Here is a 23,683-nt window from a genome sequence, read left to right on the forward strand (position 1 = left end):
CGATCCGCTTCATTGATCCCGATCAGATGATCGATGGCAATTTTGATGCTTTATATATGGTGTGTGCGGTGCAATGATCGCGTGTCAGCGATAGAACCGGCATCAATGCCCGGACAATGAAATTGCCATAAAACCGGACGGGATACGCAATATTGCCAATTGGCCTTTGAAAAGATGGACAAAAGGCAATATGTGAACCTTTCTTTTACATAATGACCTGATTATGGGGCGAGATAACAGTGCCTGAACGGCATTAGGGGACCGAAGGAAGATGATGAGACTGCGACATTCATTTATTTGTGCAGCCGCACTTGCAAGCCTTGCGCTTGCCGGGTGCTCCGGTTCGAACCTTGTTCCGAATACCGCATCAGGTGGCGGCTCCGACAGCAAGGGCGGCGGTCAGCCGATCCCGTCCTTTACCCAGTTCACCGATATTCCGATGCCATCCAATTCATCCCTGGATATGGATCGCAGCATCATTTTCGGGGCATCCGATGCCTGGCATGGCCGCCTCGTGATGAATTCCGGTGGCACACCCGCCCAGATGTATGACTTCTATGAACGCGAAATGCCTAATTTCGGCTGGAGCAAGGTCACCGTCGTGCGTGCCGATATTTCGGTCATGGTCTATGACCGCGAAAGCCGCGTTGCGACCATCAAGCTGCAGGGCGGATCCTTTGCCGGATCGACGGTGGATATCACGGTATCGCCCAAAGGCTGATTACAGCCTGACCTGAAAAAGACCAAACAAAAAGGGCGCCCGATGGCGCCCTTTCGTATTTTGATATCGCAATATTAATCAGCGGGTGCCAAACAGACGGTCCCCGGCATCGCCAAGGCCTGGCACGATATAGGCCTTTTCATTGAGCTTCTCGTCAAGGCCCGCGGTATAGACCGGCACGTTCGGATGCGCATCATGGAAGACTTTCACCCCTTCGGGGGCTGCGACCAGCGCCATGAAACGAATGTCTTCGTCCTTAACGCCATATTTGTTCAGCGTATCAATCGCCGCCACTGCCGAGTTGCCGGTTGCCAGCATCGGGTCAACCAGAATGAAGGTACGGCCTTCGACTTCGGGCAGCTTCACCAGATATTCGACTGGCATGTGGGTTTCGGGATCACGATACAGGCCGATATGGCCGATGCGCGCGGAGGGCATCAGTTCGATCAGGCCATCGGCCATGCCAAGACCGGCGCGCAGGATCGGCACAACGGCCAGTTTGCGGCCCTGGATCATCGGCGCCTTCATCGGGCAGATCGGGGTGACGATGTCTTCATAGCTGACCGGCAATTCGCGGGTGATCTCGTAGCCCATCAGCAGCGCAATTTCCTTCAGCAGCTGGCGGAAGGTCTTGGTCGAGGTATCGACCTTGCGCATATGCGTCAGTTTGTGCTGGATCAGCGGGTGATCGAGAATATGAAGATTGGGAAAATCGTTCTGTGTGGTCATGTTTCTGCCAACCATCCTGATGTGCAAAGCGGCCCGCGTGGCACGTCACGGCTTTGCTTTCCGAAAAACTCTGGCGTACCGCCTAAAGCCTTTGCCCTGTGAAGGCAAGTAGAATGCCGCAAAGACGGCGCAAAAACAAACCCGTTCATCAGAAAACGGAAAGGGCCGATGCAGCATCTGCACCGGCCCCGGTATCGTATCTTGCGACACTATATATATGTGTCAGTTGACTTCGCGATCATTGGGTTCGGCCCGGACCGGGAAACCTTCAAGATTTCTGGTCCTTTTTGACCGCAACCGCCTTGTCGCGTGCTTCCTTCATGGTCGTGTATCTGCCAACCCGGACATAATACCAGGTGGCATCACCTTCCGGACCACGGGCAACAACCGCAACCTCAAGGCCAAGCTTGCGCAGTTCCTCGGCGCGCTGGCTGGCATTTTCATGCACCTTGAAGGCACCGACCTGAACCGAAAATGGTGCCGCCGCCCCCGAAGAGGCTGCTTTCGCGGTAGATGTCGCAGCTGGTTCGGGCTTTTCCGGAACGGCCGCGGTTTCAGCCGGGGCCGCCGGGGCCTCTGTCGCGGGCGGTGCGGTTTCGGCCGCGTCCGATGACTTGATTTCCGGTGCCTGCAATTTGCGCGGGGCATTTGCCGTCTGCTCGGCACGGGCCGCGGCCTTTTCGGCGTCACTCATTTCCGGGGCAGCCGGGGCTGCCGGCGTCGTGGTATCGCTTTCGGCATCTCCCGTATCCTCGGCGGCCGATGCATCACCATTTTCCGTGGCATCAGAAGAACCATCGCCCTCAAGGGCCGCACTGCGTTCGGCGATCAGGTCACCGACCGGATCATCTGTTACCGGGGCTGCCGGGGCAGACGGTGTTGCAGATGGCGTTGCCGTCCCCGATGCACCGCCCGGAATATTGCCGGTCGTTCCAGTCTCGGGCAAGGCTGTCGATCCCGCCGGTTCTTCCGGCAGGGTTGCAAGAATTTCCGCCTGTCCGGCCGGTTTTTCATTGGCTGCCATCTGTTCGTCAGGGTCCATGAACAGCCCTGCGCCGACCAGCATGCCGACAAAGAACAAGACCAGACCGAGCATGCCGGCACCGGTTGCGAGACCCAGTAAGGTTTTGCGATCCATTTCTGCTATCCGCCCATTTTGTGACTGTCGATGACGCCCGCCGTCCTCGCCATGGCCATTGCGGCCATAAATAAACGCCGGTAAGGGCGCGTCTTTCTGCGGTTCCGGTTTCGGGTCCGCATGCAAATCGGTGCGGTTGTTTTCGTCTTCGCCAGCCATTTTTTGCCGGTCCTTTACGACTGATTACCTGTAAATATCGTGGGCATCCGTCATGGTGATGTCACACCATCACGGGCTACCCTGCTTCTTTTAGGGCACAGGCCGTTTATAAAACGCTAAAAACATGCGTGCCTGTCGCGCCTCGATATGCAGATTGCGGATGTCATGAAACTTTGGCGATTTCAAAGCACGGATGTCACAAACCCGGCATGCAGGACAAAAAAAGGGAGGCTGGTATATAGCCCGGAATTGTCCCGCACAATTTCCGGATACCAGCCCCCTCGAGTGAGAGAGATCGACCTTCGGGGAGAGAGAGTCCCGAAGAACAGTGATCATCAGGTACGCCATGTGAGCCTGATGACCCGTCGCAAACGACGTTGCCGTCTGCATTTGACAAACACAGTCATAGAGCATCAAAAAACTAATTGCAAACGATTATCACACACATTCGCAAATTTTTTTGTGTTTTTTCAATAGCCCCTGAAAATCATGGGGATTTTCAAACCCTCATGGCGGTTTCAATCCCATATATAAAATACTGTATACCGCGAAAAACATGGGCTTGGCGGCAACAGCGCTATTGTGTTTGCTCCCAAGCTCTGTTTGGATCAGTGCAATTGCCCTTAAAGAGGCTAACCGGGGAACGAAGCACCAAAAGAACCATAAAAAACTGGCTCTGGAGTGTAATGAATGACGGGAGATAAAGCCGCGAAGACGGCTATTGCAGGGGGTGCCACGGGCCTCCTGACGTTACGGCGTATTCTGCTCGTAACAGGTTTGCTTTTATCGGGTGCAGTCACATGGATGTTGCTGTGGACCGGGGATACCTATCGAAACTTTGCCGTCGAGACGCTGAACAATTCGGTCGGCGGCACAGTAAATTTCTTTGTCCGTTCACGCGTCGCACAGGATTACGCAGACAAGGTCACGCCGATTGTCAATGAATGGTCGCGCCTTGGCAGTCTGGTCAAAAGCTATCAGGATAACGATCAGGCCCGCATGAAGGCCGAACTTAACATCCTTTCCAATGCCAGCCAGGTCGTTCAGGGCGAACTGGTTCTGGTCGAAACCATCGCCTATGACGCCGATTTCAACCAGCTTGCGACCTCGGATGCCAATCTGGGTGCCAGTGTGACCGATGACCCGGCGGTCATGGATTACCTTAAAACACGCGACAAGGCCGATGCCCGCAAACCGGTGACCTATATGTGGGCAACCCCAACCGGCAAACCGGTTTTCAGCACCATTGTTCCGGTTGGCGGTTTTCGCGCCGTCGGCTTTATGGAAGTCATCACCGATCCGCTGCCGACCCTGGCCGGGATCGGCAAGGTCCTGGGCGGCAATTTCCGCATTCTGGGCAGCGACGGCAATGTGCTGTTTGAAAGCCTTGAAGACGGGGATGCCAGCGAAGGCGGCGAAGCCCTGGCCCCAACGGCCGATAGCGATGCCCCGGCAGAGGCAGAAGCAAAACCGGTCGAAACAGCGGGCGGCACCCATCGTGCCACCGTCGATATTTCGGTTGGAAACGGCCGGGGCGGTGTCTGGGCGACCGCCACGTTTGACCGCGACATTACCGACTTCTATTCCCAGACCGACGATCTTCGAACGCTGTCGATCGAAATTCTTGTGGCCGTTCTTCTGGTCGGCTGGATCGCTGGCTGGATATTGCTTCGGACCACGGTATTTCGCAATCTGCGCGCCTTTGCCGGGGCGATGACATCGATCTCGAACGGGGACACCAATGTCCGTCTGCCCCGTGTCGGGTCCGATGAAATCGGTGAAATGCGCAAGGCCCTTGTCGGCCTGCGTGAAGCTGTGCGTCAGGCGATGATCCTGCAAAACATGGTCGAAAACACCCCGACCATGACGGCCCTGATCACGCCTGAAGGCGAACTGACATATCTTAATGCCAGTGCGCAAACCTATGTCGGTGGTGATGCCAGATCGGTTTCGGGCGATTTCCTCAAGGTCGGTGCGGAATTCCAGAAACGGCTTTCCAATCCGGCCAACCTGCCCTTTACCGAGGTGGTCCAGACCGAACGCGATCACCTTGAACTTCTGGCAGCCCCGGTGCGCGACAAGGACAATGTCCTTCTGGGCACCATGCTGGCCTGGAACGTGGTGACCGAACGCGAAGAAAGCCGCATCGCGGTTACCGAAATGATGGCCGAGGTCGCCCGCGTTGCGCAATCGGTCACCGAACAGTCCGAAGGGCTTCTTGGCCTTGCCCGTGATCTGACCAGCCAGTCGGAAAACACGGTCGATCAGTCGGGCAGCGCGCTTGACGTCTCGCGCGAGGCGGCAAGCAACACCCAGAACGTCGCCACCGCGGTCGAGGAACTGTCATCCTCCATCGCGGAAATCAACCGTCAGGCAACAGAGGCCGCAGACGTGACCAACCGGGCACGCACCGAGGCCGAAGAAAGCCAGCGCAATATCGTCTCGCTTGAGAAGGCAAGCTCGGAAATCGGATCGATCATTGATCTGATCAACGATATCGCGCATCGCACCAAGCTTCTGTCGCTAAACGCGACCATCGAAGCCGAACGTGCGGGCGAACTGGGGCGCGGCTTTGCCGTTGTCGCAAACGAGGTCAAATCGCTTGCCGATCAGACCGCGAGTGCGACCGGCCAGATCGGCGATCTGACTACTGCAATCCAGCAGGAAGTCCAGAAAGCCGCCCATTCCATCAGCACGGTGGGCGACGTTATTCATCAGGTCAACGACATCCAGTCGACCATCACCCATTCGGTGGATGAACAGCGCCGTGCCACCAGCGAGATTTCGGAAAACGTGCAGCGCATTGCATCGGGGGCCGGATCGATGGATCAGATGATCCGGTTTGTGAATGACGGTGCGCAAAGCACGGGCCGCTCGGCCCATGACCTCAACACCGCCAGCCGCGAACTTTCCGACATGGCGCGCAATCTTTCCGAACGTATGAAGGAATTCAGCGAACGGATGAAACTGACCTGATCAAAGCCTCGTTCAAACAGGCGACGACACAAAAAGGCGGCACATTACGTGCCGCCTTTTTTCATTTGCATCAATCGGTTTTGCCGCACCACCTGCCCCATCAGGCAATGGCGTTTTCTTTGAAATCTTCCACACGGCCAATACCGGCAAAGATCAGGTTGCTTTGCATTTCATCAAGAAGCATCGCAAGGACATCTATCGCCCCCTGCTCTCCGCCAGCGGCAAGGCCATAAAGCGGCAACCGGCCAATCAGAACCGAACGGCTGCCCAGCGCCAGATATTTAAGAACGTCACTGCCGCGACGAACGCCACTATCGGCCATAATTTCAAGCCTGCCACCGACTTTGGCCACAATTTCCGGAAGAACCGTCGCCGGTGCTGGCGCAAGATCAAAGTTCCGCCCGCCATGCGCCGACACCACAATGCCATCGGCACCGATCTGGGCGGCACGTTCGGCATCAACCGTCGACAATATGCCTTTAAGGACAAGCCGCCCCTGCCAGCGATCCCGGATTTCCGCAATGTCATCCCAGCGGAGCGTCTTTTCGATTTTGACATCGTCCGCCACCGTTTGGCTGGTAATCGCAGTTTGGTATTCAGGTGGGTAATGCGCATAGCTCGGCATGCCCGTCGTCGTCAGATACCGCAACATGACCGAACATAACCAGCCCGGATGACGCAGCACATCGGAAATGCCACGCACGGTTGGGACAAAGGGAATGGCAAATCCGTTACGCTGGTTATAGTCACGCTTGGGCCCCTGCGGCGTATCAACCGTCACAATCAGGGTTTCCGCATTGCAGCCCTGTGCCCGATCCAGCAAACTCCACGTCAAGGCCCGGTTCTGCCAGACATAAAGCTGAAGCCACAATTCCGCATCGGGCGCCCCTTTGCGAATGTCTTCGATCGTCATCACGGACTGGGTCGAAACACAGAAAGGTATGCCGAACGTTCCGGCTGCCCGGGCAAGCTTCGCCTCCCCGTCATGCGACACCAGACCGGCCAAAGCTGTCGGCGCAATGATCAGCGGGCAGGAATATCGGCGATCAAACAGCAAAACCGACAGGTCCACATTGTCATGCCCCGCCAGAACAGCCTGTTGCAATTTAATACGGTCAAGGGATTGGCGGATATCGGCCATGGCCAGTTCGGCCTCGGTCCCGCGATCGATATATTCAAACAGCCCTTTGGGAAGCCGTTTGCGCGCTACCGCACGATAATCGTCACCATTCAATAACCCTGCTACCATGCGATCAACTCGTCAGAACCCACAGGACAACCGCTTCTTCCGGGCCACTTCGGGTCCAGACATGCTCTGCACTGGCGTCGTAATACATCGAATCGCCTTCGTGAAGCTCCAGCGGTTCATAGATTTTGCTGTGCACGATGACCGTTCCGCTCAGCACGGTCATGAAAATCTCGGCATCCGTCTTGGGCCAGACATCGTATTCCTCGACATCTCTGGCAACGACACGGGTTTTGATCGGCGTCATGCGCTTGTTTTTCAGATCAGAACACAGAAGCTTGTTATCGCAGCTTCCCGAAAGGTGGGGTTTACCTTCGTTCGCGCGTGTAACACTTCGACGTCCCAACAGGGATGGCTGTTCATCCGGATCAGCCAGAAGGCTGATGACATCCATACCAAAACCCCTCGCGATCCGCTGGATCGTCGAGATGGTCGGCGACAGTTCGCTACGTTCAATCTTTGAGAAAGCGGATGCCGAAATCCCCGAAGCCTTGCTGGCATCCTGTAATGTCCAGTTGCGCGCCTTGCGCAATTGATGCAATCGCGGACCAAACGCATCAGGCCTGTCACCCGATGAACTCGTCTGTCGGCGGTTGGACTGGAAATCTTCCAGATCGACGTTCATGCCTTGATATTCCCCTTGTTCATAATCAATGCCCTTTCGTGTCAGAAGCAGCTGCCTGTTGAACAACCGAAGCCTGAACACCCCCTTCGCTTTTTACAGCATCAGTAGCATATACCATATCGGAAAATATGCCACATTTGACAAAAAATATACTATAGGAAATTTTTTGTCGTATTTTATTGACTTCGATCGTATCGGATATATTCTGATTTGACCGGATGCATCCGAACCACGCGAAAACTCTCGCCCAAACTTCGCTGCACAACCTTTCGCGATGCATCCGGTACTAAACCGGCTTTGCGACAATGAAGAAATTCAGCGCAACTGACCAAAAATCTTATCAGGGAATACCAGGCCGACACCGAAGTACCATTGCTCTGTGCGCTACCTGGTATAAGGAGAAAAAATGACCATCACTCGAAAGCTTCGGCATGTCACCCTCGCCGCCACCGTTGGCCTGAGTGCATTATTTTCCATGTCTGCGCATGCACAAACCATCGTCAAATTCGCCCATGTAGACGGCGAAGGCGACTTGCTTGAAAATCCCTATTGGGCCTTTACCGAAGTTTTTGACAACGTCCTTCAGACCCAGTCCGGCGGCCGTTTCAAACTTGAAGTTTATCCGAACGGCCAGCTTGGCGATCTTGAATCCCTTGCCGAACAGAATGCCATCGGTCTGGTTGACATGGTTGGCGGTCTTAATGCCGGGCACCTCGCCGCGTACTATCCGCCCGCACAGATCCTTGAAATGCCCTATACCTTCCCGACCACCGAAGTCGCGCGCAAGGTTCTGAACGAGGGCCCGTTTGGTAAAAAACTCTCGGACATGATTGCCGAAGGCAGCGGTGTGCGCGTGCTGAGCTATCTGACCGGCGCATTCCGCAACTTCTCGAACTCGGTCCGTCCGATCCACACCCCCGAAGACATGAAGGGCCTGAAAATCCGGACCCAGACCGTCCCGCTGCATATGGAAATGGTCAAGGCACTGGGTGCCTCCCCGACCCCGATCGCATGGGCCGAACTTTATAGCGCCCTGCAGACCGGCGTTGTCGATGGTCAGGAAAACGCGCCTTACACCATGCTTCTGACCAATCTTCAGGAAGTCCAGAAGTACTACACGCTTGATCACCACCTGATCAACATGCCGCTCATCACCATTAATGATGACTTCTATCAGGGGCTAAGCGACGAAGACAAAGCGATCTTCGACAATGCGGCCGCCAAGGCAACCTTTGCGATGCTGGGCATTATCGAAGCCAAGGAATCACAGGACCTCAAGGTCATTCGTGACGCTGGCGTCGAGATTTATCAGCCGACCCCGGAAGAGTTCCAGAAATTCGTCGATGCCACCAAACAGCCGATCCGTGCTTTCATGGAAGAAAAGGTTGGGGCTGAATTGATCGACGAACTCGAATCTGCGGTCAAAGAAGCACAGAAATAATATGTCAGAACCCGGCTGTTTTTCAGCCGGGTCTTATGCGTTTCTGCCTGTTGCGCGAATTGCGCCCGCTCATTCGCACGGCATTCCGTGATCCGTGTTTCTCTTTCAGACACGATCCGAAAAAGGATCCATCATGCTTCAGACCCTCGATAATTTCTCATCGATTGTCGCCCGTATAACCTCGGTCGCAGCCCGGCTGATGCTCGCATCCGTCGCGGTTATCCTGTTCATACAGGTCGTTTTGCGGTTTGGCTTCAACTTCTCCCTGCCCTGGCCCGAAGAAGCCGCACGCTTCCTGATGGTCTGGGTGGTGATGCTGGGCGGCAGTCTGCTTGTCCGTGACGAACAGCTTGTCTGCGTTGACTTCTTTGACAGCTTCTGGCCGCGCCGCTGGCTGGGTTACCGCAACGCTTTCTTCCGTCTGCTGCTCGCACTGCTGCTGGGCGTGCTTCTGGTCAAAGGGATTGATTCCGCCATCTTCGGTCTGCGGCGCACGTCTGCAGCACTGAACCTGTCATGGTTCTGGATCTATCTTTCGGTCCCGGTAGGTGCCGCCCTGATGCTGTTTCACATGGTCATCCTTGCCATTCGCGACCTCCTGAGAGGCCCCGACACCGAGCAGGAAGCCTCACTTCTGCGTGCCGAGCTCTAGGGGTTATTATGGATTACGCACTTCTTACCATGATCGGGTTGCTGCTACTGCTGATGTTCCTTGGCAGCCCCGTGATCTTTGCGATTGGCTTTGCCGGCCTTTCCTATTTCTTCGTCAAGCCTGGCATGGTCGACATGCTTCACATGTATTCGCATAAATTCTTCACTGGGATGGATGTGTTTATCTGGCTCTCGATCCCGCTTTTCATCATAGCCGGTGAAATCATGACATCGGTCGGCATGACAGAACGGCTGGTGCAGTTCTCCCGCCTTCTGGTCGGTCGCTGGCGCGGCGGACTGGCCTATGTCAACGTTGTCGGCTCCATGATGTTTTCGGGCGTGTCCGGCTCGGCACTGGCCGATATCTCGGCCCTTGGCCCTGTCGAAATCGACATGATGAAAAAGGATGGATACCGCGCGGACTTTGCCGCCGCTGTCACCGTCAGCTCGGCCATTCAGGGGCCGATCATTCCGCCCTCGATCCCACTAATCATTTTCTCAAGCCTGACCAACACATCGGTTGCGGCCCTGTTCCTTGGCGGGGCTGTGCCCGGCGCAATGATGGGGATCGCCCAGATCATCGTCATCTATTTCATCGCGCGCAAAAACAACTTCCCCGCCAACCCGATCAAGGCCCTGACGCTGGCGCTTGCATTCAAGATTTTCTACAACGCGTTCTGGGCGCTGTTCATGCCGCTGATCATTATCGGCGGGATCATTTCGGGCATCTTCACCGCGACCGAGGCCGCCTCAATCGCCGTTGCCTATGCCATTCTGGTCGGCATCTGTGCCTATCGCACCCTGTCTCTCAAACAGATATGGGACATTCTTGATCGCGCGGTCCGCACGTCGGCTTCGGTCTATCTGATTGTCGGCTTTGCCAGTGTGATCAGCTGGATTCTGGCAACCGAACGTGTGCCGTCCGAACTGACCATGCTGGTTGAAACGCTTGATATGCAGCCCTGGATGCTGCTGCTGTGCCTGAACGTCTTTTTCCTGATCAATGGACTTTGGATCGGGGATTCCGTTCAGTTGCTTCTGTTTGCCCCGCTTTTCACCCCGATCGTGGCTGCCATGGGTGTCGACCCGGTACAATTCGGTGTCATCATGGTGGTTAACGTGATGATCGGGCTCATGACACCTCCTTACGGACTGGGACTTTACCTTGGCTCGGCCATAAGCGGCCAACCGCTTGCCGCGATTGTCCGCAAAAGCTTCCCGTTCCTGATTTCCAATATCGTCGTTCTGTTGATCGTAACCTACGTGCCTGCTGTCTCCCTGACGCTGCCGCGCATGTTCGGTTTCCTGAACTGATCGCCACCACCCGAAAGACACGAGACTGAAATGACTCTTACAAAAAACGATATCTCCGGCCTTTACACCGCGATTGTCACCCCGTTCAAAAGTGACAAATCCATTGATCACAAGGCACTTGCCGACCTTGTCACCCGGCAGCTTGCTGCGGGTGCAACCGGCATCGTTCCGATTGGCGGTACGGGTGAATATCCGGCCCTATCGCGCGAAGAACGCAAGGACATCGTAAAAACCTGTGTCGATGCCGCCGGAACCGCCCCGGTCATTCCGGGCGTTCTTTCCACCGGCTTCCCCGACGCCGTCGAAGCTGGCAGGGACTTCGCAAAAGTCGGGGCTGCCGGGGTCATGACCGTGACCCCCTATTACGCGGCCGGTACCCAGGACGGCATGCGCGAATATTTTGCCAATTATCGCAACGAAGTTGGCGTCCCGGTTCTGCTTTATGAAATCCCCCGCCGCACAACCGTCTCAACCAAGGCCGAAACCATTCAGGCAATGGCCGAAGACGGTTCGATCATCGGCATGAAATGTTCAAACTATGACATGCCGGAATTCATCAAGACGATGAAACTGGCCGGTGATAAAATGGCTATTCTCAGCGGCGAAGAACCGCTGTTTGCCACCCATGTAACCCTTGGTGCCAAGGGCGGTGTTCTGGCATCCGCAAACGTCTATCCGAAAATCTGGATCGAGATTTTCAACCTTGCGCGTAACGGCAAACTGCACGAGGCGCTTAACCTTCAGAAGCAGCTCGATAACGCAATCGATGCCATTTTCCGCGAAACCAACCCGGGCCCCTTGAAAAAATACATGGAAATGGCCGGACAGCCGGTTGGCGGTGTGCGCCTGCCCCTTGAAGACCCGTCGGAAGTCACGATCAAGGCGCTGAAATCCGCCTTTGATACCGCTTCTCTTGCCAATGTAGCCTGATCTCTTCTTACCAAGGACCTGCCATGATTAATCGTCTGCACCAAATCCTCGGCGATAAAGGTTTGATCACCGATCCAAAGGATATGCACCCTTATCTGATAGATTGGCGTGATCGAAGGAAAGGCAAAGCCCTGTGCGTTGCCCTTCCAGCCAATGTCGAGGAGGTCTCCCGGACGATGAAAGTGGCGGCCGAGGAAGGACAGCCTGTATTCCCCCTCGGGGGGAATACAGGCCTCTGCTACGGCGGCGTCCCCGAAAGCCCCGCGGATGACAAACCGGGCATCGTCATCAGCCTGCAACGCATGAAGCAGATCCGCGAATTTGACGCGGCGGCAAATATCGTCACCGTCGATGCCGGCGTCATCCTTGCCGACCTTCATGAAAAGAGTAAGCCCTACAAACGCCAGTTCCCGCTCTATCTCGGCAGCGAAGGCAGTGCGCAGATCGGTGGCCTGATCTCGACCAATGCCGGGGGTACCGGCGTTGTCAAATATGGCCCGATGCGTGATCTCGTCTGCGGGATCGAGGTTGTTCTGGCCGACGGCCGAATTCTAAGCGATCTTGAGGGGCTCAAGAAAAACAATACCGGCTATGACCTCAAACATCTGTTCATCGGGGCTGAAGGCACACTTGGCATTGTCACCGGTGCGGCATTGCGCCTGCATCCGGAAAACACCAATGATGCGCATGCCTGGGTTTCGGTGGATTCCCCCGAAACCGCCGTCCGCCTGTTTACCGAATTTCAGGATAAATGCGGCCCCTACATCGAAGCCTTCGAACTCGTTTCCGGCACCGAAATTGACGCGGTTGTCCGCCACATTGACCGCATCCGCGTACCTTTCGATACCGTTCCCGACTGGTCTCTGATGATCGAACTGACTGCAACCGATCCATCGGTCGATCTGAACGGCATCTTTGAAGAGGTTCTTGGCGAAAACCTTGAAAACGGATCGGTCCTTGATGCCTTCATCGCCAGCAACGCCCAGCAGGCCGAACAGATATGGCACGTCCGCCATTCCGTGACCGAGGCCAACAAGCTCGAAGGCATGGGACTTGTCCACGATGTTGCGGTACGCGTCTCAAAGGTCCCGGCCTTCATCGCCAGGGCCAAGGAAGTCACTGCCGAAAAATTCCCGATGGCAACCCCGCTTCTGGTCAACCATCTGGGCGACGGCAATGTGCATTACATCCTGATGTTCCCGCATGATTACTGGAACCAGCTTTCCGATCCCGAACAGGTCATGCATGACGTCCAAAGCTGTGTTCACGACATCGCCGCAAGCTTCGGCGGGACCTTCAGCGCCGAACACGGCGTTGGCCGCAAGCTGACCGATGAACTCGAACGCCTGTGCGATCCGCTGCGCTATGAACTGATGATCGGCATCAAAAAAAGCCTTGATCCGGAAAACAGGATGAATCCCGGCGTTCTTTTCAGGAATCTGACCACAGGCTGCTAAATACCAGTCCAAAACAAAAAAGGCGGCACCTCACGTGCCGCCTTTTTCATTACATATCGAACCGCGTCTTAACTTGCCCGCGATTTCGATGCGATTTCATACAGATCGCGCGAAATATCCGGCTTGGCGAGGATACGATCAAGCGCTTCCTTCATCAGGTCGGCCCGCGCCTCGTCATATTTCGCCCATTTGCCAAGCGGCGCACAAAGACGCGCCGCAACCTGCGGGTTGATATCGTCAAGTTCGATCAGGCGGTCGGTATAAAACGCATATCCGCTGCCATCCGCTGCATGGAAGTGCCGCGGGTTGGCCATGGCGAACGCGCCGATAAGCGATCTGACCTTGTTCGGATTGCGCATGGTGAAGAGCGGATGGCTCATAAGGTCCTTCACGCGTGCCAGCGTATCATCGCGCGATGACATCGCCTGAAGCCCGAACCATTTATCCATCACCACGGTATCCTTGCCAAAGCGCGCCTCGAAATCGGCAAGCGCTTCGGCCCGGCCCGGATGATCCAGATGGTTCAGCACCGAAAGCGCTGCCATCCGATCCGTCATGTTATCCGCCGTGCGATATTGCTCGGCCGCCAGATCGGCAAATTCGCCCTCGCCGCTTGCGACCAGATAGGAAAGTGCGGTTGCGCGCAAGGCCCGCTGCCCGGCCGATTCCGCATCCGGGGTAAAGGCCACGTTTGACGCGTTCTGGTGATAGGCATTGTCAAATTCAGCCCGCAAATCCGATCCGATCCGTTTGCGCAGCGCGTTGCGCACCTGATGGATCGCGTCCGGGTTGGCGGGTTTGCGCTGCTCGGAAAGAAATTCTTCCCCCGGCAGGACAAGCGCATCGGCGCGAAACGCCTTATCCAACCCGTCATTGATCAGGGTCGCACGCATCGCCGCCACAAATTCGGTCACATCGCCCAATGCCGCGTCCGCATCGCCACCATTCTTTTCAAATTCGGCAATGGCTGAAAGCATCAACGCGGTCGCGTATTTCTGCCCCGCTTCCCAGCGATTGAACGCATCGCTGTCATGCCCCATCAGGAACACAAGCTCCTCATGCGGCTGCTCGGTCGCGACATTCACCGGGGCGGAAAAACCACGGTTGAACGAAACCACCGGCACCTGATCGATATTGTCAAACACGAATTCCTGCTCGGCCTCGGTCAGTTGCACGGTGCGCGAAACAAGTTCCTTGCCATCCCGGCCCAGAAGCCCAATCGCGATTGGCATATGAAGTGCAACCTTGTCGGGCTGCCCCGGTGTCGGTTCGGTTTTCTGCGCAACTGTCAGGTGGAACTGCTTGGTATCCGCATCATGTTCGCCATGCCAGCTAAGGCTCGGCGTGCCTGCCTGCGAATACCAGATTTTAAGCTGGCTCAGGTCAACATCATTGGCATCTTCCATCGCCTTGGCAAAATCATCGCAGGTCACCGCCTGCCCGTCATGCCGGTCGAAATAAAGATCAATCCCCTTGCGATAGCCATCTGCGCCTAAAAGGGTATGCATCATGCGGATAAGCTCCGCCCCCTTTTCATAGACCGTCGCGGTATAGAAATTGTTGATTTCCATATAGCTGTCCGGGCGGACGGGGTGGGCCAACGGCCCGCCATCTTCGGGGAACTGGCGCGCACGAAGCTGCGCGACGTCCTTGATACGCTGCACCGGGCGGGATCGCTGATCGGCGGAAAATTCCTGATCGCGGAAAACCGTCAGGCCTTCCTTAAGCGATAACTGGAACCAGTCCCGACACGTCACCCGGTTGCCCGACCAGTTGTGGAAATATTCATGCGCAACAATCAATTCGATCAGTTCATAATCCGTATCGGTCGCGGTATCGGGCTTGGCCAGGATGTATTTGGCGTTAAACACATTCAGGCTCTTGTTTTCCATCGCCCCCATATTGAAGTCGGAAACCGCGACGATGTTGAACAGGTCCAGATCGTATTCAAGGCCATAGACCTCTTCATCCCACTTCATCGACCGTTTCAGGCTGTCCATCGCGTAATCGCAACGGTCCTCATTGCCATGTTCGACAAAAATGCGCAGCGCCACATCACGACCCGACATGGTCTTGAAGCTGTCCTCAACACAGGCCAAGTCCCCCGCCACCAGCGCAAAAAGGTAACTCGGCTTCGGGAACGGGTCTTCCCACACCGCAAAGTGCCGGTTGCCGTCAAGATCACCGCTATCAATCAGATTGCCGTTTGAGAGCAAAACCGGGCAGTTCGCCTTGTCGGCACGGATCGTGACCTTATAGGTCGCCATCACATCCGGGCGATCCGGGAAATAGGTAATGCGCCGGAACCCTTCCGCCTCGCACTGCGTGCAGAACGCGCTTTGCGACACATAAAGCCCTTCAAGCCGCGTATTGGCGACGGGCGAGATCTGGGTTTCGATATCAACAACAAAAGTGTCGCCCGGCGCGGTAAAGCTAAGCCCCGATTTATCGACATTATATTCATCAACGCCAAGCTTGCGATCATCAACCGCAATCGAAACCAGTTTCATGTCTTCGCCGTCAAGATGGACCATGTCACCGCCGCCGGTCCCGCGAACAGGATTCGCGTGAACAAACAGCCGCGATTTCACATTTGTGACATCCCGATCAAGCTCGAATACCAGTTCGACCTTCTCGATCAGAAAGGCCGGTGCGGTGTAATCTTCGCGGCGAATGACTTGCGGTTGATCAGACATCAGATGGTCCTTTTTCCCTTGGTCTGCGCGGCGTTGCCGGTGATTGTATAAAATCGCGAATGCTGCAATGCGGCGCAGTTCTTCAAAACTGAATTTCGTTCATTAACCCAACAGATAAGGTAAATTTCACTTTCGGACAAATGCAGAGTTTACGAGCCCGATTTTAGTCGTCATAATCATCAGTGGTGGCGCGAGGGGGGCCGAAGTTTCACATTTCGTGGGGCGAGAGTGATCTTTGGTTTCCCTCACTCCTTTCTGCCAAGGCAGCAAGGACGCATCAGGGTCGCACCACACCAGACAAACAATGTCATCCCGGTTTATCGTCCCCTCACCTTAATATTATCGTGAGACGCCGTTAAAAGATAACGGGATGGAATAATCGCGACCTTTCGGGGAAATAACTTCCGGGGAAATCGCCAATGGCTGACAGCTTCCAGATTCTGATCGCAGACGATCATCCGCTTGTGCGCGGTGCACTCAAACAGGCCCTGTCATCAGAATTGGAAAATGTCACACTGTACGAGGCCGGAAGCCTTTCCGAGGCCATCGAACAGATCGAAGCCCATAGCGGCGATATTGATCTTGTCCTGCTTGACCTGCACATGCCCGGCATGAACGGCTTTACCGGCCTGTTCACCCTGCGTGCCTCCTATCCCGACATTCCCGTTTCCATCGTCTCGGCCAGTCAAGAACTGCCGGTTGTCCGCCGTTCGATTGAATATGGTGCGTCGGCCTTCGTGCCAAAATCCGCCCCGGTCGATCAGATCGGGACGGCCATCCGCACTGTTCTGAATGGCGATATGTGGATGCCCGACTGGGCGCGCGACGCCATCGAAAACGGCCCTGCCGATGACGAGGCCACCGGCCTTGCCGAAAAAATCGGTCAATTGACGCCACAGCAATTGCGTGTGCTCAACATGCTGACCGAAGGCAAACTGAACAAGCAGATCGCCTACGAGCTTGACGTGACCGAGGCCACCGTAAAGGCCCATGTTTCCGCCATCCTGCGCAAACTGTCGGTCCATAGCCGCACCCAGGCCGTCATCATGGCCCGCGAACTGCAATTGCAGGAACCCGCGATCGAGGCATAAGGGTTAACGCCCGTCGCACTGCAAAGCCCGAACTGTCACGCCCCTGCCAGACCGGCACCAATTTATCACCGTAATTGCGCGTGATGCTTCCTGTGCAACACCTCTCTGCCCCGCACAGGAGATCACCCGATGAAGAAATCCCTTTCGCTATCTGCCGTGGCGGTTGCCGCCTCGCTCGCCGTCGCGGCCCCCGCCCCGGCCTTTGCCCAGCAGGACCCGCAAACCACCGCCGCCATGGCCAAAATTCTCGGCGACGTCATCGGCAATACCATCCGAAAGGCCGCCGAAGATGTGCGCGCCAATACCGGCATTGATCCGCTGGCGCGTGGTTATGGCAATGATGCAAACGCGGCATCTGCACCTGTCCCCACCAATCCGTCCGATGACCTGCGCCGTGAACTGGCAACCCTGAATGCCGCCCATGATCAGGCAATCACCACCCATCTTGAAGACCTGCATGGCGAACTGGAAAAGGCCGAACTGGAATTTCAGAACTTTGCCGAACGCGCAGATAATGCCGACGAAGTACGCGACAGGCGCGACAGCCTTCAGACCAGGGCCGACACCGCCTATGAAAATTTCACCAGAAACATTGCCGCGGAAAATGCCCGCTTCGATGAAAAACGTGCCGCCATCCTTCAGGGATAGCTCCGCTTTGCCCGGTCTTGCAATGTAAACGGAACATCGCCCGGTCACAGGGCGTTACAGGAAGGCACCCCTCCTGCCGTTTGCATCCAGCCCGGCAGAAACACCGCCGGAGCACCTGAATGAGCGATCCGATCAAAGCACCTGACAACACCAGTAATGAAGATGGTGCTGCGGATATTGTCGACGAAGCCGACGAAGCCCAACAAAGAATGCTGAGCGCGCGTGCACGCGCCTATCGCCGGGCGCGCACGGTATCGGTCATCGGCACCTTCGTCATTCTGGCTTTCGGGTGTTTTTATGTCGCCCAAAGCCTGCTTTTGCCCGTGATACTGGCCTTCTTGCTGGCACTGGTATTCTCGCCGGTGGTGCGCACACTCGCGCGCTATCGCGTCCCGCAAAGCCTGACCGCACTTGCGATTGTCCTGACCCTGACGACATCGGTGATTGCCGGCGTTTACGGGCTAAGCGATCCGGTATCGAAATGGATCGACGACGCGCCGCAGATCGAACGCCAGTTGCGCCTGCGCCTTGCCGATCTTGGCGGGCCGCTTGAAAAACTGCGCGACGTGCAAAAACAGGTCGAACAAGCCACCAATCAGAATAACGAAGCCGATACGCAAAAGGTCGTGGTTCAGGAACCCAACATGATCAGTCAGGCCGCCCAGGGCGCACCGGAAATCGTCGCCGGAATTGCGCTAATGCTTGTGCTGTTGCTGTTCATCCTGTCATCAGGCGACATGGTCTATGAAAAAATGGTCCGCGCCCTGCCGACCTTTGGCGACCGGCGCAAGGGCCTGCGCATCGCACATGATATCGAACGCGAAGTTTCGCGCTACCTTCTGACCATATCGGCGATCAATATCTGCCTTGGCATCCTGATCGGCACCCTGCTTGCCATTGTCGGCATGCCCAACCCGGTTTTGTGGGGCATTGTCGCAGGCGTGCTCAATTTTGTGCCGTTGCTCGGTGCCGTTGTCGGTGTCGGAATTGTCGGCATGGTGGCACTGGTTTCCATGCCAACCACGACAGCCGCCATCCTGCCACCTGCGATCTATCTTGCCTGCACCGCGATCGAGGGCCAATTCCTCACCCCGGCCCTTGTCGGCAACCGGCTTCGCATCAATTCGGTGGCGGTGATCCTTGCCATTGCCTTCTGGGGCTGGATCTGGGGCTTTATTGGTGTGCTGGTCGCCGTCCCGTTGCTCATCGTCACCAGCGTCTTTGCCAAGCATGTCGAAGGTCTGGGGGGCTTGCGCGAAATGCTCGGCCCCAACAATAATCTGAATTGATTTTTGATTTATAAAAAACAACCTGAACGTTTAACCATGCAACCATTGCGATTAAAGCCATTGAAGCCCCGGCTAATATAAAATACTGTTCCCTCAATTTCAGCTTATGAAACAAGAAATTAGGGGACAGGCATGCTTTGTAAAGCCGGATTTTCAGGCACCTTTGCCTCCGCCGCAGTGATGGCGTTCTCCATCACAACATTTGATGCGAAAGCATCGGAAAATCCTGATTGGCAGGGCTTTTACGGCGGGTTTGCGCTTGGCGGCATGTATGGCGCATCCAATCCCGATAGCGAAGCCCAAAGCAGCGGCTATTTCAGCGAACAAAGCGACCTTGATCAGCTGCGCCCGGGCTTGCAGGAAAAAATAGACGGCTATTCTGCCTCCGGCTCCGGCCTGTTCGGATATGACCACCGGCAGGGCAACATGATCTATGGCATCGAAGCCGACCTGACGGTTATGGATTATTCCGAAACCTCAAACGCCGGGCCGGTGACTTTCACCTCCTCTCCCACGATAGACTTTTCGACGCAAACCACCGTCAAAACCAACTTCGCTTTCAGCATCCGGCCGAAAATCGGCTATGCGTTCGATAACTGGATGATCCATGCCGCCGCGGGTCCATCGCTCAGCCAGTTCAAATACAAGTTCCGTTATGTTGACGACAATGGCAGCGGCCAGCCCGTTGACTTTGATGAAACAAGCTGGGCACTTGGCCTCTCGTCGAATGTGGGGGCAGCCTATAATCTCGGAGATGGCTGGTCGCTGCGCGGGGATTACGTTTTCAACTACTATCCCGAAATCGTCGACAAGAGTCAGTCCTTTGACAGATTTGTTCCGTTGGCGGCGGCCTCCTTTACCGGCTCGTTCAAGCACGAAGCCGATTTTCAGTCGCACACGATCCGTTTTGGCCTGATCAAACGCTTCTAAGCCATCCCGCACTTGTGCCGAATTGATTGCGAAACGGATCGGAAACTGCCAATCTTTTGGCATGTCAGACGAACCGTTTCGCATCCTGTCTCATGACTGCACCGGCGTTTTGGCCCTCAAGGCCAGGACATGCCACAGCTTTGCCAAACACAGTCATGAACAGTTCGGCATCGGCTTCATGTTTGAGGGCGCACAAAAATCGCTTTCGGGGCGCGGTATGGTCGAAGCCGGGGCTGGCAATATCCTCACGGTCAATCCCCGCGAAGTCCATGACGGCACCCCGATTGGTCAAAGCCCGCGTGGCTGGAACATGCTGTATCTGGACCCGGACCTGATCCGTGATGCGGCGCGTGACATGACAGATGGCAAATCAGACCATTACGAATTCACAAGTCCGGTCATAACATCGCCCGATGTCGCGCACTGCTTTGCTGATCTTTTTGCCGCCATCATCAAAGGCGATCATGAAAATGCAGGCCTGCGGCGCGAAGAAATGCTGTTTCTTCTGCTCCATCACGCGATCATTGTCCCGGGCCAACCCGATCATTATCGCTACCGGCCGCAAAGCGGTGCCGATGCCAGTATCGCGCGCGCCATATCCATGATTGACGATGCCCCGGACGAAAACCTGTCGCTGGCCGATCTTGCCAGCACGGCGGGGTTAAGCCGCTTTCAGACCGTCCGCCATTTCACGCGCGCAACGGGGCTCACCCCGCATGCCTATATCATCCAGCGCCGCCTTGACCTCGCCCGCCGCCTGATCGCAACCGGCACCCCTCTGGCCGAGGTCGCTGCCACCGCAGGCTTTGCCGATCAAAGCCACCTGAACCGGCATTTCATCCGCGCCTATGGCCTGTCACCGGGTCGTTATGCCAAGGCGTTGCAGAACCACTAAATCTGTCTGATTTCAGGACGCGTAACCGTGGCGCTCTTTCCAGCCCCCCAGAAGGCTGTTGACCGCGTCCGCAATCTCCGGATTTTCATCGGCACGGCCGATATTGGCCGCCTCGCTACTGACAAAACTATGATTAAACCTGTTTTCGACCCCAAGGAACGAGGCGATCTTTTCCATTGTCGCCTCTGTCTCGCCAACCAGATCTTCCATCCGAACCGTCAGGAAACTTCCAGCCGGAAGCGCCTTTTCAAGCTTTTCGGTCTTCAGCAGCATCGATGAAATCTGCTTGGCGGCCAATCCGACATCGCTTGGGAACCAAACCTGTTTGACATAGGAACTGACAACGTCGGCCGGGTTGCGGACCATATGGATGAACTTCATCTTGGGGAAAAGTTCATGCAGGAAATCGACATGCAACGCATTTGTCGGCGTATCATCGACCCAGCGCGTCGGACCGGATTTGGCATAAAGCGCAAAAAGAAACTCGCGGCACATCGCCAGAACTTCCGCCCGTTCCAAATCCTTGCCAAGGAAGAACGGCCTTAAAAGCCCCTCGGTATTCACGATCCCGTTCTGATCGATATGAGCGACAAGCTGGTTGAGGAATACCTTGACGCATTTCTCAAAATACTCGGCACCAAACGCCTGCCCGATGGCATGAATGGACCCGCTTGCCTGCGGATTTTCGCGCTGTATCAGCTCGAACGCCTGCTGAAAGCCCATACCCTTGTTTTTGCACAGATCGGAAAGCTTTTGGTTAAGCGCGGCATCACGGAACCCGAAACGGGTCATGGATGCAGCACGGCCAAAGAAATTGACGATGGCAAAATGGCGGCGAATGATATCGGATTTGTGGGAAAACACATCGGCAACATCGCGCAGGCCGTTATATTCCGAAATCAGCTTGTTCTCATGGCAGGCAAAATAAAGCGCGCTATGCGTACCCAGAATATCGGCCAGAATGGATGTCCCGCTACGACCCGTTCCACCGACAAAAACCGGCGCATTGAATTTCACATCGTTTTGCGCATCCGACACGTTCACATTCTCCCCGATATCGCTGATCATCCTGAAATTTCCGGACCACACTATGTCTTGCGGCTCCGCTTTGACAAGCATCTTGCAATTCCGTTCAAGAATACCGGATCAAAACGCGCTTAACTGGGCTGATCAGGTCAAACCAGAAACGGAACCATGCCATTATGATCAGCCCCGAATATCTTCTGACTTCGCTTGTTGTCGTTCTGCTGCCCGGCACCGGGGTGATCTATACCCTTGCCATTGGCCTTGGGCGCGGCATGAGGGCGAGCATCTGGGCAGCCTTTGGCTGCACGCTCGGCATCCTGCCCGCCATGGGCGCAAGCATCCTTGGCCTTGCGGCCCTGCTGCATACCAGTGCGCTTGCCTTTGAAACCCTGCGCTATCTTGGCGTGGCGTGGCTGCTTTACATGGCGTGGGGCATGTGGCGCGGCACGGGTGCGATGAAAGTCACCGCCAAATCCGATCCGGTCCATGCCGTCAAAATCATCCGCGACGCCATCCTGATCAACGCGCTCAACCCGAAACTGTCCCTGTTCTTCCTGGCCTTCCTGCCGCAATTCATCACCCCGAATGCCGGCGGAACCACCACCCAGATGACCCTGCTCGGCCTGACCTTCATGGCACTCACCTTCGCGGTTTTCATCGTCTATGGTTTGTTTGCCAGTGCACTTCGAAGCCACGTCATCGAACGGCCAAGGATCATGAACTGGCTGGGGAAAAGTTTTGCGGGGGTGTTTGTTCTGCTGGGGGCAAAGCTCATGGTCGCAAACCGGTAGCATAGGAAGTAGTGAAAGCACACCATTCTGTGATTCACTTGCTCCTTAAGCTTCTTCCAAGCAAGTGAGGAATAAGTTCGCAAGAACGGCAATTGTTTTGATGTCCGCAACTAGGTTTGCGTGGAAAACAGCAGGCTCAGCTTCTTCCTCAAACGAGTGCATAATGCAGGGTACAAAATAGTGCATTTCTTCATACTGCTGCTTCAAGCGCACATGCAATTCTAAATCGCCATTTCGAAGCGCTTCGTTTGCTTGCTTAGCAAGCTGATTATATTGTTCGGTGTCCCGAACACAGTAAGGCGGAATGTACAAAGGGATTCGGTGTACTAACGCGTCACGCCACTCAGTAATGTGAGTAAACCAATCTCTAAATTCGACAATCTGGTCTCGAAATCTTTGTGGTAAGTCACGCCACAGATCACGACAATCTCTGGAGAGCTTTACTTCCCTCGTTCTAAATGTGCTACCATCTCGATGTTTTAAATTACGCTCATTAATCCAAATCCAAGCTAAATTATCCAGACAACCGATTATATTGGAAATACTTGCTTGGATGTGGATAGTTGCTTCCTTGACATCACCCCTTGGCGGTATGTCGTCAATATCGGGAGGAAGCAATTCATAAACGCGGTCCACAGCATGATCTAGGGTTTCCAGCCGCCGACAAAGTCCATGATGAGCGTGTTCACGGGCCTCGCGAGTTGCAAACTCATGCAGAATAAAACGTTCTTTGCATGCATTTAGATGCTCTCTGGCTTCAACAAACCCTTCAATCAACTGATCAATATGCTCTTGCGTAAAATACATTTTAAAGACCACCCTACCCCATCACGTCCCACCTCAGCCAACAAAGAGCCGGTGTTACTATGACACGCAGAATAACATTGGACACAAACCCAAGTTAGGTACTGTTGTGATCTAGTGGAAACT

Annotated in this window: 20 protein-coding genes; 13 read left to right on the forward strand and 7 right to left on the reverse strand. The window is 55.3% G+C overall.

Going from position 1 to position 23,683, the window contains the following annotated elements:
• Window positions 1-271: 271 nt before the first annotated feature.
• Window positions 272-721: a hypothetical protein gene (locus tag R1T41_RS20260; RefSeq protein ID WP_231858228.1), complete on the forward strand. Its 450-nt coding sequence runs from the start codon at window positions 272-274 to the stop codon at window positions 719-721.
• A gap of 78 nt (window positions 722-799) precedes the next feature.
• On the opposite strand, the gene upp is transcribed toward R1T41_RS20260, so the two are convergent.
• Window positions 800-1,450 (reverse strand): uracil phosphoribosyltransferase, encoded by a 651-nt coding sequence (gene upp, locus R1T41_RS20265; RefSeq protein WP_062951457.1) that lies wholly within the window; start codon window positions 1,448-1,450, stop codon window positions 800-802.
• Between the two features lie 268 nt (window positions 1,451-1,718).
• A complete protein-coding gene (locus R1T41_RS20270; protein WP_317338847.1) occupies window positions 1,719-2,747 on the reverse strand; it encodes an SPOR domain-containing protein in 1,029 nt (342 codons plus the stop codon).
• A 690-nt stretch (window positions 2,748-3,437) separates the two neighbouring features.
• On the opposite strand from R1T41_RS20270, the gene R1T41_RS20275 reads away from it, so the two are divergent.
• Window positions 3,438-5,723: a methyl-accepting chemotaxis protein gene (locus R1T41_RS20275; protein WP_317338849.1), complete on the forward strand. Its 2,286-nt coding sequence runs from the start codon at window positions 3,438-3,440 to the stop codon at window positions 5,721-5,723.
• Between the two features lie 100 nt (window positions 5,724-5,823).
• Here the strand turns inward: R1T41_RS20275 and R1T41_RS20280 are convergent, their stop codons facing one another.
• Together R1T41_RS20280 and R1T41_RS20285 are read right to left on the reverse strand one after the other, a co-directional pair.
• On the reverse strand, window positions 5,824-6,972 hold the full coding sequence (locus R1T41_RS20280) for an alpha-hydroxy acid oxidase (protein ID WP_317338851.1): 1,149 nt from the start codon (window positions 6,970-6,972) through the stop codon (window positions 5,824-5,826).
• A 4-nt stretch (window positions 6,973-6,976) separates the two neighbouring features.
• On the reverse strand, window positions 6,977-7,594 hold the full coding sequence (locus R1T41_RS20285) for a helix-turn-helix domain-containing protein (RefSeq protein WP_114111882.1): 618 nt from the start codon (window positions 7,592-7,594) through the stop codon (window positions 6,977-6,979).
• Window positions 7,595-8,000: 406 nt separating this feature from the next.
• On the opposite strand from R1T41_RS20285, the gene R1T41_RS20290 reads away from it, so the two are divergent.
• The 5 genes from R1T41_RS20290 (at window position 8,001) to R1T41_RS20310 (ending at window position 13,387) form a co-directional block, all read left to right on the forward strand.
• Complete coding sequence (locus R1T41_RS20290; RefSeq protein WP_114111876.1) at window positions 8,001-9,035, forward strand: TRAP transporter substrate-binding protein; 1,035 nt, start codon at window positions 8,001-8,003, stop codon at window positions 9,033-9,035.
• A 133-nt stretch (window positions 9,036-9,168) separates the two neighbouring features.
• Window positions 9,169-9,687 (forward strand): TRAP transporter small permease, encoded by a 519-nt coding sequence (locus tag R1T41_RS20295; RefSeq protein ID WP_114111875.1) that lies wholly within the window; start codon window positions 9,169-9,171, stop codon window positions 9,685-9,687.
• 8 nt (window positions 9,688-9,695) lie between these two features.
• Complete coding sequence (locus tag R1T41_RS20300; RefSeq protein WP_114111874.1) at window positions 9,696-11,000, forward strand: TRAP transporter large permease; 1,305 nt, start codon at window positions 9,696-9,698, stop codon at window positions 10,998-11,000.
• Window positions 11,001-11,030: 30 nt separating this feature from the next.
• A complete protein-coding gene (dapA, locus tag R1T41_RS20305; RefSeq protein ID WP_317338854.1) occupies window positions 11,031-11,930 on the forward strand; it encodes a 4-hydroxy-tetrahydrodipicolinate synthase in 900 nt (299 codons plus the stop codon).
• An 83-nt stretch (window positions 11,931-12,013) separates the two neighbouring features.
• Window positions 12,014-13,387 carry an FAD-binding oxidoreductase gene (locus R1T41_RS20310; protein WP_317341600.1) on the forward strand — a complete coding sequence of 458 codons (1,374 nt, stop codon included), beginning with the start codon at window positions 12,014-12,016 and terminating at the stop codon, window positions 13,385-13,387.
• Window positions 13,388-13,455: 68 nt separating this feature from the next.
• Here R1T41_RS20310 and pepN read toward each other — a convergent pair whose 3' ends face one another.
• Entirely contained in the window at window positions 13,456-16,083 is a 2,628-nt protein-coding gene (pepN, locus tag R1T41_RS20315; RefSeq protein WP_317338857.1) for an aminopeptidase N, read from the reverse strand.
• A 419-nt stretch (window positions 16,084-16,502) separates the two neighbouring features.
• Here pepN and R1T41_RS20320 point away from each other — a divergent pair, with 419 nt between their 5' ends.
• From R1T41_RS20320 to R1T41_RS20340, 5 genes are all read left to right on the forward strand, one after another.
• Complete coding sequence (locus R1T41_RS20320) at window positions 16,503-17,174, forward strand: response regulator transcription factor (protein WP_317338858.1); 672 nt, start codon at window positions 16,503-16,505, stop codon at window positions 17,172-17,174.
• 129 nt (window positions 17,175-17,303) lie between these two features.
• Entirely contained in the window at window positions 17,304-17,822 is a 519-nt protein-coding gene (locus R1T41_RS20325; RefSeq protein WP_317338860.1) for a hypothetical protein, read from the forward strand.
• A 119-nt stretch (window positions 17,823-17,941) separates the two neighbouring features.
• Entirely contained in the window at window positions 17,942-19,111 is a 1,170-nt protein-coding gene (locus tag R1T41_RS20330; RefSeq protein ID WP_317338862.1) for an AI-2E family transporter, read from the forward strand.
• A 132-nt stretch (window positions 19,112-19,243) separates the two neighbouring features.
• The gene (locus R1T41_RS20335; protein ID WP_317338864.1) at window positions 19,244-20,041 is read left to right on the forward strand and encodes an outer membrane protein; all 798 of its coding nucleotides are present in this window, start codon (window positions 19,244-19,246) and stop codon (window positions 20,039-20,041) included.
• Between the two features lie 61 nt (window positions 20,042-20,102).
• Entirely contained in the window at window positions 20,103-20,936 is an 834-nt protein-coding gene (locus R1T41_RS20340; protein WP_317338866.1) for an AraC family transcriptional regulator, read from the forward strand.
• Window positions 20,937-20,948: 12 nt separating this feature from the next.
• Here the strand turns inward: R1T41_RS20340 and R1T41_RS20345 are convergent, their stop codons facing one another.
• Complete coding sequence (locus R1T41_RS20345) at window positions 20,949-22,004, reverse strand: sulfotransferase (protein ID WP_317338867.1); 1,056 nt, start codon at window positions 22,002-22,004, stop codon at window positions 20,949-20,951.
• 134 nt (window positions 22,005-22,138) lie between these two features.
• Between R1T41_RS20345 and R1T41_RS20350 the strand changes: the two genes are divergently transcribed.
• The gene (locus R1T41_RS20350; protein WP_317338870.1) at window positions 22,139-22,753 is read left to right on the forward strand and encodes a LysE family translocator; all 615 of its coding nucleotides are present in this window, start codon (window positions 22,139-22,141) and stop codon (window positions 22,751-22,753) included.
• 45 nt (window positions 22,754-22,798) lie between these two features.
• Here the strand turns inward: R1T41_RS20350 and R1T41_RS20355 are convergent, their stop codons facing one another.
• Window positions 22,799-23,560 carry a hypothetical protein gene (locus R1T41_RS20355; RefSeq protein WP_317338873.1) on the reverse strand — a complete coding sequence of 254 codons (762 nt, stop codon included), beginning with the start codon at window positions 23,558-23,560 and terminating at the stop codon, window positions 22,799-22,801.
• Between the last annotated feature and the right edge of the window lie 123 nt (window positions 23,561-23,683).

Origin of the sequence: Thalassospira lucentensis, from assembly GCF_032921865.1 — a bacterium.
Classification (GTDB): Bacteria; Pseudomonadota; Alphaproteobacteria; order Rhodospirillales; family Thalassospiraceae; genus Thalassospira; species Thalassospira lucentensis_A.